The sequence below is a fragment of the Streptomyces sp. CLCI03 genome (assembly GCF_053615355.1).
On the sequence record NZ_JBSIFU010000004.1, the window covers coordinates 41,787 to 53,893 of the forward strand.

Consider the following 12,107-nt stretch of genomic DNA (forward strand, 5'->3'; position numbering starts at 1 on the left):
TGTGCGCGGGGCCGGGCCCGCTCAGGCGGGCGGCCCCGGCAGCCCCGGATAGGCGCGCTGCGCGCGCGGGGGCACGGCGAAGGTGGCCCGGCTGCGGACGTCCATGAACGCGTTGATGCCGTTGTTGCGGCGCACGCCGATCCCCCCGTGGTGGGTGGACGCGTCGGCCGCGTTCATCATCGCCCGGGTGGCGTGGAAGTCCTCCATGGTGCGTTGCAGGGACACGAAGTGGGTGCCGGGCACCCCGTGGTCCGTCGTCGCGAAGTCCCTGCGGTTGATCCGCGGCCGGCCGGCGAGGCGGGCCCGCCCGGTCGCCTGGGCATGGCCGACCCGGCCGTGGGCGGCGGCCACCGCCGCCAGCTCCGTACGGTCGCTCTCCGCGTCCTCGACCAGCTCGTGCGCCTGCTTCGCACTCGTGCGGGGCGAGTACATCAGGGCGGCGCGCTCGTCCTCGTGCTGCTCGTACCAGCTGTCGGTGTCCAGGACGATGTAGCTGACGTGCATGGTCGTGCCGCCGGCCAGCGGCCCTTCGAGGATCGAGACCTCCTCCTCGGTGGCCTGGTTGCGGCGCAGCCCCGAGTGGAAGCCCAGCAGCAGCGGGGCGTCCGCGGGGATCGCGGCCTGCGGTCGCCGCGCGGCCGGCAGGCCCTCCCCCACGAAGCCCGTGCGGGTCTCGCGCAGCACCAGGCGCCCGCGCTGGTCGTGCGGTCCCGGGCCGAAGAGCGCGGCGGCGGCCTCCGTCACCGTCTCCTGCCGGTCGGAGGCCAGGTGCAGGCAGGCGTCGTACTCCTCCAGCACCGGGTTCTCCCAGCGGGCCATCGGGACGGGCCGCCCCACCGGGGAACGCAGCGGTGTGTGCCGCTCGAACCAGCCCGGACCCCAGCCCAGGCACATCAGGATGCCGTCGGGCCCGTGCCCGTACCGCTCCTCCAGGGCGACCAGCGCGGCCTCCAGGTGGTGGGCGTCGCGCGGCCGGGGGGAGCCCACCACGTCGAGCATCAGCAGTCGGTGGTGGCGGGGCGGCAGGGCGCGGCCGGCCTCGTCGGCACGGAAGGTGTCCTCCCAGGCGTGCTGGGCGGCGGGACGTGGGGGCATCACAGCTCCTCCTGCGGCTCGTCGCGGCGCAGGGCCGCGAACGCGGCGGCCCAGTCGGCCACGGGGGTGCCGGGTTCGTTGAACAGGCTGAAGGTCGTGCACCGGGCGGCGGGCTCCTCGATGGCCGCGACGATCGCGGTGGCCATGTCGGCGCGGGCCACCATGCCGTCCCCGTAGGGGTGTTGGGTGAGGGTCAGGGCGTGGCTGCCGGGCGGGTCGTCGGTCATCCAGGTGGGCCGCACGACGGTGTAGGGCAGGCCGCTCGTGCGCACCAGTCGCTCGGCGGCGACCCGGGCCGGCAGCAGCGTGTCGTCGATCCGGTTGAGGGGGTGGGCCGGTCCGTGGCCGACCGCGAAGGAGCTGAAGAGGACGAAGTGCGCGCCGGGGGCGTGGCGGCGGACCTGCTCCAGCAGCACCCGGGTGGCCCGTTCGGTGTGCACCCGGGCGTCCCCGCGTCGGGGCACGAGCACGACGGCGTCGGCGCCTGCCCACACGGTGGCGGCGTCGGCCGGTTCACCGAGGTCGTCCGGCCGGGCCGGGTCGCCGAGGTCGCCGACGTAGCGGACCGTGTGGCCCCGTTCGGCCGCCGTGGCGGCGATGATCCTCCCGCTGCCGGCCCGGTGGGGCGAGCCGACGACGACGATCCGTGCCATGCCCTCACGCCCCGTCGTGGACGAGCAGGGTGGCCTTGCCGGCGATCCGGCGTTCGCGCAGCGCGGTCATCACCTCGGGGAGCCGCTCCCAGGCGTCCTGGTGGCCCAGGACCGGTCGCAGCCGGCCGAGGTCGACGAGGCGGACGAGCAGTTCCAGGTCCTCGCCGACGGGCTCGCCGGACCCGAACACCCAGAAGGGGTGCAGGGTCTGGCGGGCGTGGGGCACGAAGGAGGAGATGCTGAGGCTGGCCGTGCGGCCGGAGGAGGTGCCCAGGACCACGATGTGGCCGAAGGCCGACAGCCGCTTGAGTGCCGTGACCAGCACCTCCCCGCCCACGGATTCGAGGATCACGTCGAAGTCGCCGTCGGTGTCGGCGAGGGAGGTGACGACGTGGTGGGCGCCCAGGGCCTTCAGGTCGAGGTCGCGGTGGGTGCCGGTCAGCGCGGTCACCTCGGCGCCCTCGGCGGCGGCCAGTTGCACGGCGAAGGAGCCGACGCCGCCGCTCGCGCCGGTGACCAGGACGCGGCGGCCCAGCAGCGGCCCGCCGCGGCGCAGGGCGCGCAGGGCGGTCAGTCCGGCGACGCCGAGGGTGGCGGCCTCGGTGAAGGCCACCGCGTCGGGCAGGACGGCGAGGCGGTCGACGGGGACGGCCGCGTACCGGGCCCAGCCGCCGAAGTCGTTCATCGCCGCGATCCGGGTACCGGCGGCGGGTCCGCTGCCGTCGGCCGCGGCCCGTACGACGGTCCCGGCCAGGTCCTGCCCGGGCCGCCAGCCCTCGGCGCGGCGCCGGAACAGGTTCAGTTCGCCGCGGTTGACGGAGAAGGCGGCGACGCTCACCAGCGCCTGGTCCGGGGCCGGTTCGGGCAGGGCCACGGTGCGCAGGTCGGGGCCGTCGGGGGTGCCGATCCAGGCGCGCATCCGCTGCGGGAGGATCGGCGGAACGGGGCGCGTGGAGGCGTCGGTCGTGCGGGAGGAGGTCATGCGTCGACGGTAGGCAGGGCCGCGGCCGGGAGGGAAAGACCGGCTCTGTCTCGGTTCATAACTCCCGGGTATGAATGGGGCGGTGGCCCCTACGATGACGGGGTGACCATGCCCGAGGCGAGACTGTTGCGCTACTTCCTGGCCGTGGCCGAGGAGGGCAGTTTCACCCGGGCGGCGGCCCGACTGCACATCGCGCAACCGGCGTTGAGCACGCAGATCCGCCGGCTGGAGAGCCGGCTGGGTGTGCTGCTGCTGCACCGCACCACCCGTGTCGTGCGCCTCACGGAGGCCGGAGCGGCCGTGTACCAGCGCGGTGCGGGTGCGCTCGCCGCGCTGGAGGACGTGTGGGAGGCGGCCCGGCGGGCGGGGCGCGGCGAGCTGGGCCGGCTGCGCCTGGTGTACAGCACCAGCACCGGGTACGGGACCGTGCCGGGTCTGGTGGAGGCGTTGCGGGTGCGGCTGCCGGACGTCCAGGTCGCCGCCGAGGTGCTGCGGACCCCCGACATCGCGCACGCGGTGCTCGACGGGCGGGCGGACGCGGGGATCGCGCGTTCGCCGGAGGCGGTGGCGGGCGTCCGGCTGCTGCTGGTGCGGACCGAACCGCGCGGGGTGCTTCTGGCGGCCGCCCATCCGCTGGCCGCACGGCGCGAGCTGACCTTGGCCGAGGTCGCGGCGTTCCCGCTGGTGCTGCACGAACGGCAGGCCAACCCCGGCCACTACGACGAGGTGCTGGCGGTGTTCCGGGGGGCCGGCCTGGTGCCGCGGCTGACGGAGCGCCCGATGGCCTTCGACCCCACGCAGAGCGTGCTGCGGGACGCCCGCACGGTGGGTCTGGTCGCCGCGTCGTCCGGCGACCAGCTGCCGGGCTGGCTGCGCTGGGTCCCGCTCGCCGACGGGACCCGGCCGCTCGCCACCCACCTGGTGCTCCCGGAGACCTCGCCGTCACCGATCGTCACTCACTTCACGAATGCCGCGCTGGACGCGGCCCGGGAGGCGGGATGGTTGGACGACGGGGCGGCGGCGCCGGGACGTCCCGACGCGGCGGTGTGAGCGTGGCCGTGGCCGGCGGGCCCGGTCCGCGGGACCACCGGCGGTGCGCGGAGCCCCGTTCCCCTGACGGGATCAGGCCGTCGAGGACGGTACGGCTGTCGTCGCCCCGGCGGTGCGGTCGGGGCGTCGCCGCCCGGGAATGCGGACCGCCGGACCGCCGGATCACCGGGACCGCTCCCCCGGGTCACCGCCAAGATCCCCACCTCGCTGCCGCCCCGGCTCGTCACCGGGGTTCGGGCGCGTGGTCCCGCCCGGCCCGTTCCCCGGCGCCTTCCCCGAACGGTTGCCGGAACCCGAGCCGGAGCCCTGGCCCGAGCCCGAGCCGGAGCCGGAGCTCTGGCCGGAGCCGGAGCCCCGGCCCGGCGCCTTTCCGGGATCCTGGCCCTGCTCCCTGCCCGACTCGTTCCCGGGCGGCGTCCCGGGAACGGTGCCGCCCTTGTCCGGGGCCTCGCCCTGCCGCCGGCCGGAGTCCGTCGCCTTCCCGGGGGCCGTGTCCGGAGCCTGGCCCGGCGGGCGCCCGGACTCCTGGCCGGTGCCCTCGCCCCTGTCCTGGCCGGGGGCCCTCCCGGGGTCGCGGCCGGAGTCCGGGGCCTGGCCGGGAGCCGTGTCCGCGTCCGTTCCGGGCGCCTTGCCCGACCCCTGCCCGCGGTCCTTCGCCGGGTCGTGACCCGACTCCTGGCCCCGGTCCTTCGCCGGGTCCTTGCCCGACCCCTGACCGGGCACCTTCCCCGGAGTGTGGCCCGACTTCTCACCCGAGTCCTGGCCAGGCTCCTTCGCCGGGTCCTTGCCCGACTTCCGGCCCGAGTCCTTCGCCGGGTCCTTGCCCGACTCCTGACCCCGGTCCTCCACCGGACCCTTGCCCGGCTGTTCGCCCGGCTCCTTGCCGGGCGCCTTCCCCGAGTCCTCGTCCGGCTCCTGGTCGGTGGCCTTCCCCGGTTCCTGACCAGGCACCTTCGCCGGGTCCTGGCCCGACTTCCGGCCCGAGTCCTTCGCCGGGTCCTTGCCCGACCCCTGACCGGGAACCCGCGGAGCCTGATCGGACTTCTCTCCCGGCTCCTGGCCGGGGTCCCTGCCCGGCTGTTCGCCCGGCTCCTTGCCGGGCGCCTTCCCGGGGTCCTCGACCGGCTCCTCGGCCGGGCCCCGGTCGGGTGCCTGTCCCGGGTCCTTTCCCGGGTCCTTTCCCGGGTCCTTGGCGGGAGCCTCGTCAGGGTCCTTGGCCGGGGCCTCCGCGGGGGGTTTGTCCGGGGCCTGGTCCTGCTGCTCGCCCGTGTCCGGTCCGGGCGCCTTGTCAGGCTCGCGGCCCGGCTCCTTCTCCGGGTCCTGTCCGGGCTTCTTCTCGGGGTCCTGTCCGGGCTTCTTCTCGGGGGCCTTGCCCGGGTCCTGGTCGGGTGCCTTCTTCGGGCCCTCGTCCGGAACCTGGTCCGGGTTCCGGACCGAGGGCGGGGCCGGCTCCTGTCCAGGGGGCTGTTCCGGGGCGTCGCCCGGGGGGTGGTTCGGGGTCGTGGCGGGGGGTGGCCGGCCCGTTCCCGGGTGGGCCGCCGGCAGGACCGGGTAGGCGGAGCCGGGGGTCTGGCCCTTCGGAGGCGGGACCGCGCGGTCGGGCTTGCCCCGCGCCGCACCGCTCGGGCGCTCGTACCATTCCTTGCCGTCCTGGTCGAAGACCGTGACGGTCTTGACCGGCTTCGCGGCGGGCTTGACGGCGACGAGGCCGGAGGAGCGGAACGAGGACCACTTCGCGCCGCTGTACGTCTGCCTGCCCCTGACCGCGACGGGCGGGTCCAAGGGGTTGCCGCAGGCGCAGCGGACCCGGGGCACGCCCTGGGCGTCGACCAGCACGGAGGTACCGGCCTGCAGGACCGCCTGGTAGCTGGTGGGCGCGCCGTCCCGGTATCCGTGGTTGGTGACCCTGGTGTCCCAACCCAGTCGGACGGGGGTCAGCGACCGCAGGTACGAGGGGATCCCGGACGGTCGGACGCCCAGCGAGGCGCCGAAGGCCCTGCCCTTGTCCGGGTGCCGTGCGAGGAAGCCGATCTGCTTCTCGACGTCGCAGCTCGCGATGTTCCGCGTGCCGCCGTACAGCCCTGGGTACCCGCCGTCGACCTCGAGCGTGCGCGCGCCGTCCGTGGTGGCCTCGGTGCGTTCGGGGCTCGTACCGTCCTGCGTGTTCGCGCCCGTGTTCATGGGCATGGCGTTGGCGACGTTCTCGGCCTGTGTGGCCGTCGAGGGGGTGAACGGGTCGGGTCCGGCCTCCGGGGCGGCCTGGAGGAAGACCTCGCCGCCCGCGGCGGTGTTCCCGCCCAGCACGGTGAAGCTGAGGACCACCGCCGAGACCACGGCCACCGCCGTGCTCGCGCTCAGCAGGATCCTGCGCGACCGCCGTCCGCGAACGCGGCCACCGCCGTCCGCCGGCGCCGGTGGGAACCCGCCCGAGGAGACCGGGAGGGGGCCCGACGGGGGCCCCGTGGGCGGCGGAGGGCCCGGTGGGGGCGGCGGGGGCGGCGGCGGGGGCTCCGGATGTGCGCCCCGGCCGGACAGGGGGCCGGGCGGCGGGCCGGTGGGCTGCTCGGAGGAAGGGGGCAGGGAATTCACGACGCTCGCCCCCCGGCACAGGGCAGTGGGTAAACCGTGGTGACTCGCATGCGCTCACTCCTTCCGAACCGTCAACGCCTCCACATCCCGCAGGTGGGACCCGGACGTCCGAGAACGCCCCGGCGGGGACCGTCCACCACACGTACGTCCATCTCCTGAGTAGGCCCCGCTCCCCCGCACTCCGTCATGCCGCGACCTTTCGGGACTTGACAGATCAAGGTCGGGGGTGACGGTCGGCGGTGTCCCTGCCCGGCACCCCGTGTACCGGGCCGGGCCGGGCATTCCCGCCCTGGCGCCGGGTGCGGTGCGGTGTGGTTCCGTCGTGTGTCGTGGTCAGCCGCCGTGGCGGTGCGGGCTGCGGCCGAGGGGAAGGAGGTACTGGAGCGGCTGGTCCGGGTCGTGGAGTCCGAGCAGTTCGTGGGCCAGGTCGTCGTGGAAGCCGCCCAGCGTGGTCCCGCCCAGGCCCAGGGCCGACGCCGTGAGCAGCAGGGTCTGGGCCAGGTGGCCGGTCTCCAGCAGGGCCAGGCGCAGTGCGCGCAGTCCGTAGCGGCGGCGCAGCAGGCCGAGGTCGGTGTAGAGGGCCAGGAGTACGGGTGCCTGTGCGATGCCGATCCAGTCCGGGTCGGTGGCGGGGCGTGAGAGGTAGGTCGACAGGGCGGTGATGTCCGCGAGCGGGGCCGCCGGGCCGATGCGGCGCAGGGTGCGGCGTTCGGGGACGCAGTCGTAGGTGCCGGCGGGGAGGCCGGGCACGTCGAGGACGAGGAGGCGTACGCGTGCCGTGTGGAGGGCGCCCGCGCTGGGGTAGGGGCGGTGGGCCAGCGTACGGGTCGTGCCGTCGGCGAGGTGTTGTTCGCTGCGGCCGCTCTCGGCGAGGGAGTGCCACAGCAGGGCGCCGAGCGTGCCGGTGTCCAGGGGGCCGGTGAGGGCGCCGCGCAGCGAGGAGCGTGCGGCGAGGACGGCGGCCAGGGGCACGGCGGGCAGCGGGTCGGCGGGGAGCGGGATCTCGGCGGGGCCGGCCGGGGTCGGGCCGGCCGGGGTCGGGGTCGGCGGGGGGCGCAGTGCCGAGTCCTCGCCGCGGCCGATCTGGAACTTGCTGCGCTCCAGGTACTGCAGGTCGGGGGCGGTGGGGCCGGGCGGGAAGAAGCCCGTCGGTCCGTCCGTCTCCAGCAGGGTGCGCGCGGCCAGCCGGCACACGGCCCGTTCCTCGTCGGGGCTCACTCCGATCCGGTTGAACAGCATGTGCAGTTGGGAGCCCCAGATCCCGGCCCGGGCCGGCTCGCCGGGGCCGTCGAGCGCCGCGTCGGCCTCCCGGACCCGTTCGGCCCAGTACGCGAGCCAGGGCGCCGCGGTGCCGGCGTCCAGGCGCTCGCGCAGGTCCGCGGCGCGCGCCGCGAGGGCCCGGCGCTGCGCGGCGTGGACGGTGTTGACCCGGGTGTGGACGGCGGCGGCGGGCAGCAGCGGCACCTCGGTGACCCAGCGCCAGCCGGCCGCGTGCGCGCGGAGCCAGCGTGCGGCGGCGAGCGGGTCCATGCCGAGCGCGTAGGCGGTGGTGTGGGCCAGGTCCGCGGCGGCGGTGAGGCGGGATGCGGCCGTGGTCGTGGCGGGCAGGGCCCGCAGGACGTCGAGGGCGGTGCGGGTGGAGGCGGCGAAGAGGGTCTCGGCGACGGGCAGGGCCCGCGGTCCGCCGTAGCGCCGGGTCTCGGGTACGTAGGGCACGGCGCGGATCTCGGCGTGCCGGGAGGGCCAGGGGCCGGGGACGGCGGGCACCTGGCGGGCCCGCCGGGCCAGCAGGTCCGGCAGGTCCGGCAGGTCCGGCAGGTCCGGGGGCGGGGTGCGGTCCGCGGCGGTCGTGGTCGCGGTTGCGGTGGTGCGGACGCGGATGCGCAGGTGGGGGCCGTCCTGCCCGTAGCGGATGAAGAACCAGTCGGTGGCTTCGCCGGTGGTCACGAGTCGGTCGAGGAGGGGGGCCGCGTCCCGGGTCAGGAAGCGGTCGGTGTCCTCGGTGGTGGAGTGCAGGAAGAGGTGGTGGCTCTGCCAGCTGCCGGCGGTGGCGTTCGTGCCGGTGCCGGTGCCGGTGTGGTCGTCGGTCGTCGTCACGTCGTCCGGTCCTCGCCTCGCGTGTCGGGTCAGGGGAAGGGGTGGGGGTGCAGGGGCAGTTCGCCGTGGTGGACCGGCCGGCCGGTGCGGCCCAGGCGGTGGGGCACTTCCAGCAGCCGGGGCAGGCCGAGGGTGCGCCGGTTGACGTGTCCGAAGGTCATGGGGAGCGCGCCGGGGACGACGACCTTCACGCAGTGCAGGCCGAACCGCTCGCGCAGGTAGGGCTCGCTCTGGTCGACGGTGACGACCTCCAGTCCGGCCCCGGCCAGCCGGGCGACGGTTCGTGTCAGGAGGTCGGTGAGGTCGGGCACCGGGGTGGGGGCGCCGGGCCAGGCCGCCTCGATCGTCACGGCCGGGGTGTCGGCGAGGAGGAACTCCAGGCGCGGGGCGGCCTCGGGCAGGGTGTTCAGCCCGACGTGGTCGTCCAGGGTGAGGACGAGGTCGGGGTGTTCCAGCATGGGCCGCAGACGTTCGGCGTCGCGTGGCCCTCCGTGGGTGAAGGAGCGGTGCGGTGCCTCCAGCACGTTGGTGACGACCTCGGCGACGGCGGAGCGGACGGCGGTGCGGGGGTCGTGGTGGGCGCCGGCCGCGAGGAACATCCGTGGTGCGTCCGGGTGGTCGCCCTCGTAGCGGCAGACGGCCAGGACGGCCGGGACGGCGAAGTCGTTGGTCGCGTCCAGGAGCAGGAGCCGGTAGCCGGCGGCGGCCGCCCGGTCCGCGAGCATCAGGGTGTCGGTGTCGTCGGCCGGCGGGTGGATGCGGCGCAGCGGGGTGGCGGCGTACCAGGCCATGAGGAAGGCGTCGCGTTCGGCGACCTCGAACAGCCCGTACAGGGCGGCCTCTTCGGGGCTGTTGCCGAGGCCGCAGCCGTTGGAGGACTCGTAGACGACGCGTGGCCGGTCCGCTCCCGGCACGTCCCAGTAGGCGACGTGTTCGGGGACGGCGATGGGCCTGTGGTGGGTGAGGGACCAGCCGTGCACCCAGTGGAGCGGCAGGTCCGGGGTGTAGGGGACGGTGGGTGAGGCGGGGTGGCCGTGGTGGGCGGGGTCGGGCAGACCGAGTCGTGCGGGGTCCAGGGCGCGGGCGGGGCCCAGTTCGGCGTAGGAGGCCAGCAGGTCGGTGCGGCGGCCGGTGGGGCGCATGCCCGCGTACCGTTCGACGGCCTCGAAGAGGGCGATGCGTTCGCTGTCGGGGAAGGTACGGGCCCGGCCGTGGCCGCCGTCGTCGACGGATCTGCCGTCGGTGACGATCGCGCTGGTGAGGCTGAACGCCGAGTCCTCGGAGCGGCGCAGCAGCCGGACGGGGCCGAAGCGTTCGTCGTGCAGGGCGGTGCGCAGTGCGGTGCCGCTCGTGCGGGGGTTGGGGCCGCGCAGGACGGCCGGGTCGGGCAGCGGGCGGGGTCCGCGGGGCAGGGGGTGGAGCGGGGTCCGTGTGTCGGAGGGCAGCGGGTGGCAGACGTCGCAGCCGCCGACGGGGCGGACGTGGTGGGTGGACCAGGTACCGCGGTCCTGGTGGACGACGTGGACGACGGCCGTGCCCGGGCCCGCGTCCGCGTCCGCGTCCGGGTCGAGGTCGGGGTCGGGGTCGGGGTCGGGGTCGAGGAGGTCGTGGACGAGGGCCTCCACGGCCGGGGTCAGGGCGGGTGAGGGGACTCCGGCCAGGGTCAGCTTCGGGCTCTGCCACGGGACCCGGCCGCCCGCGGTCGCCAGGCGCTGGTGCTCGGTACAGACGAGGCAGGCGGCGGCGCCCGGCCGGAGCACCGGTCCGATCACCGCCAGCGGGCCGTCGTGGCGCACCGGGACCAGGGTCACGGGCCGGTGCAGGGCGTGGCGGCTCAGTTCCTCGGCGAGGCCCAGGGTCCAGCGGGTCAGCACGACGGCGGCCCGGCCGGTGGTGGCCGCCAGAGCCGCGGTGGCGTCCAGTACCGGGACGGGGACGGGGCCCGGACCGGCAGCGGCAGCGGCAGCGGCAGCGGCAGCGGCAGCGGCCGCAGGGGCGGGGGTGCCGGTGGGGGCGGGGGCGGGGCGGGTCATCGGGCCTCCTCGGCGGTGTGCAGCACGGTGAAGCCGAAGGAGCGCAGCAGGCCGGCGAGGCCCGAATCCCGTGCGGGTGCGGCTGCGGTCGGTGCGGGCGGTGCGGGCGGTGCGGGCGTGGGGGTGGCTCCGTACAGCCGGTGCAGGGTGTCCTGGAGGGCTTCCTCGTGTCCGGCCAGGTCGGCGAGCCAGCCGCCGGTCCAGCCGGGGTCCTCCCAGGCGGCGGTGGGCACGCCGGCCGTCGCCAGCGGGGCGGCCGCGCCCCCGGAGGGCGGTGGCGGGGCGCCGGGCGCCGCGGCCGCGGTGGTGCGGACGGCGGTGACGGCGGTGACGGCGGCCAGTGCGGCGAAGGCGGCGGCGTCACCGGGGGTGGCCTCGACGGCCTCACCGAGCAACGGGCCCGGCCCGCACCCCGGCCCCGGCTCGTGCGGGGTGCGGCGGACCACGGCCCGGTAGGCGTGTGCGTGGGGGGCCGCCCGGTGCACCTCCAGTCGTGCGGGGACGGCGAGCCGGCCGGTGAGGGTCGTCCACCAGTGGCGCAGCTGCGGGTGGCCGGACCAGTGGTCCGAATCCAGCGGGGCGCGGTCGTGCGGGGCGGCGGCGAGGCGGCGTGCGGCGGTGCGGCGCAGGGCACGGCCGCGGGCGTGCCCGGGGTCGGCGCCGACGATGAACGCGCTCTCCCCGAGGAGGAGTTCGGCGGCGCGGCAGAACAGTTCGAGGCGGGCGAGATCCAGGCGGGGCCCGCCGCCGGTCAGGGTGCGGGGGGTGGTGGCGTGCCCGGCGGGGGTCGTGCAGGTGGCGAGGGGGACCGGGAGTTGGGGCAGGTCCCCCGGCAGGGGTGCGGGCAGGGGTCCCAGGCGGTGCTCGCCGAGGGCGGCGATCCGCCGCAGTGCCTCGGCGAGTCCGGTCGGGGGCGCGAGGCGGACGTGGCGGTCCGCGTCGATCCGGTCGGGGCCGAGCCAGCTGTGGTGGTCGGCGCGCGCGGGGCGGGCGTCGGCGAGGAGGACGGCGGGGATGCCGGGGAGCAGCCGCGGGTCGTCGGCCTCGGTGGCCGGGTCGGGCAGGCGGGCGGCCGCGCACAGCAGCCGGTGCGCGGCGGCGCCGGCCAGCAGCGCGGCGAACGTGCCCGGAATCCTGCGGGGTCGCGGCGGCACGGCGGCGGGGTCGACGGTGCGGGCGGTGCGGGTGAGGCGGGTGAGGCGGGCTTCGAGGGCCGCTGCGTCGGCGTGTGCCTGGGCGGTGCTGCCGGGGGCGGTCACGTACCCGGTGGCGCCGCCCCGCCCGGCCGCGACCGCCCGGTCCGGGCCCGCGCCGCGGACGGTCAGCAGGATCCGGTCCGGGGGCAGGTCCGGGTCGGGGGTGAGGGTGACGGGCACACCGCCGGCCGTCAGCGCCCGTACGGCGGCGGTGGCGGGCGGGGAGTGCGGGTCGCAGGCCAGGACCTCGGCCCGGGCGGTGGCCAGGAGCGCGGCCGCGGTGTCGGGGTGCGCGGCGGTGGCGTCGATCCACCGTGCGACAGCGGGATCCGGGTCGGGGTCGGGGTCCGGGTGGGGGTGGGGGTGGGGGTGGCGGGTGGTACGGGAAGGAGAAAGTCGTGGTCGGCGAGCC

At 76.6% G+C, this 12,107-nt stretch carries 8 protein-coding genes; 1 reads left to right on the top strand and 7 read right to left on the bottom strand.

Annotation, left to right across the window (positions count from 1 at the left end):
- Nucleotides 1–21 precede the first annotated feature (21 nt).
- Genes ACWG52_RS39835 through ACWG52_RS39845 form a run of 3 tightly spaced genes read right to left on the bottom strand, consistent with a single transcriptional unit; the run spans nt 22 to nt 2,730 of the window.
- Nucleotides 22–1,095, bottom strand: coding sequence for a DUF7405 family protein (locus ACWG52_RS39835; protein ID WP_389815749.1), 1,074 nt, complete (start codon nt 1,093–1,095; stop codon nt 22–24).
- On the bottom strand, nt 1,095–1,748 hold the full coding sequence (locus tag ACWG52_RS39840) for an NAD(P)-binding oxidoreductase (RefSeq protein ID WP_453129227.1): 654 nt from the start codon (nt 1,746–1,748) through the stop codon (nt 1,095–1,097). The genes ACWG52_RS39835 and ACWG52_RS39840 overlap by 1 nt, the downstream gene beginning before the upstream one ends.
- Nucleotides 1,749–1,752: 4 nt before the next feature.
- Entirely contained in the window at nt 1,753–2,730 is a 978-nt protein-coding gene (locus tag ACWG52_RS39845) for a zinc-binding dehydrogenase (protein WP_453129228.1), read from the bottom strand.
- Between the two features lie 108 nt (nt 2,731–2,838).
- Here ACWG52_RS39845 and ACWG52_RS39850 point away from each other — a divergent pair, with 108 nt between their 5' ends.
- Entirely contained in the window at nt 2,839–3,780 is a 942-nt protein-coding gene (locus tag ACWG52_RS39850) for a LysR family transcriptional regulator (RefSeq protein ID WP_389815884.1), read from the top strand.
- 162 nt (nt 3,781–3,942) lie between these two features.
- Here the strand turns inward: ACWG52_RS39850 and ACWG52_RS39855 are convergent, their stop codons facing one another.
- The 4 genes from ACWG52_RS39855 to ACWG52_RS39870 form a co-directional block, all read right to left on the bottom strand.
- Nucleotides 3,943–6,114: a DUF6777 domain-containing protein gene (locus tag ACWG52_RS39855; protein ID WP_453129229.1), complete on the bottom strand. Its 2,172-nt coding sequence runs from the start codon at nt 6,112–6,114 to the stop codon at nt 3,943–3,945.
- A 588-nt stretch (nt 6,115–6,702) separates the two neighbouring features.
- Nucleotides 6,703–8,466 carry a thiopeptide-type bacteriocin biosynthesis protein gene (locus tag ACWG52_RS39860; RefSeq protein ID WP_453129231.1) on the bottom strand — a complete coding sequence of 588 codons (1,764 nt, stop codon included), beginning with the start codon at nt 8,464–8,466 and terminating at the stop codon, nt 6,703–6,705.
- A gap of 29 nt (nt 8,467–8,495) precedes the next feature.
- On the bottom strand, nt 8,496–10,499 hold the full coding sequence (locus ACWG52_RS39865; RefSeq protein WP_453129233.1) for a TOMM precursor leader peptide-binding protein: 2,004 nt from the start codon (nt 10,497–10,499) through the stop codon (nt 8,496–8,498).
- Nucleotides 10,496–12,107: hypothetical protein (locus tag ACWG52_RS39870; RefSeq protein WP_453129235.1), on the bottom strand; the 1,612-nt coding region annotated here is incomplete at its 5' end. The genes ACWG52_RS39865 and ACWG52_RS39870, both read right to left, overlap by 4 nt.

Excerpts from the sequence above, each read along its gene's own strand:
- ACWG52_RS39835 (WP_389815749.1), bottom strand. The coding sequence starts at position 1,095 with ATGCCCCCACGTCCCGCCGCCCAGCACGCCTGGGAGGACACCTTCCGT.
- ACWG52_RS39840 (WP_453129227.1), bottom strand. The coding sequence starts at position 1,748 with ATGGCACGGATCGTCGTCGTCGGCTCGCCCCACCGGGCCGGCAGCGGG.
- ACWG52_RS39845 (WP_453129228.1), bottom strand. The coding sequence starts at position 2,730 with ATGACCTCCTCCCGCACGACCGACGCCTCCACGCGCCCCGTTCCGCCG.
- ACWG52_RS39850 (WP_389815884.1), top strand. The coding sequence starts at position 2,839 with ATGCCCGAGGCGAGACTGTTGCGCTACTTCCTGGCCGTGGCCGAGGAG.
- ACWG52_RS39865 (WP_453129233.1), bottom strand. The coding sequence starts at position 10,499 with ATGACCCGCCCCGCCCCCGCCCCCACCGGCACCCCCGCCCCTGCGGCC.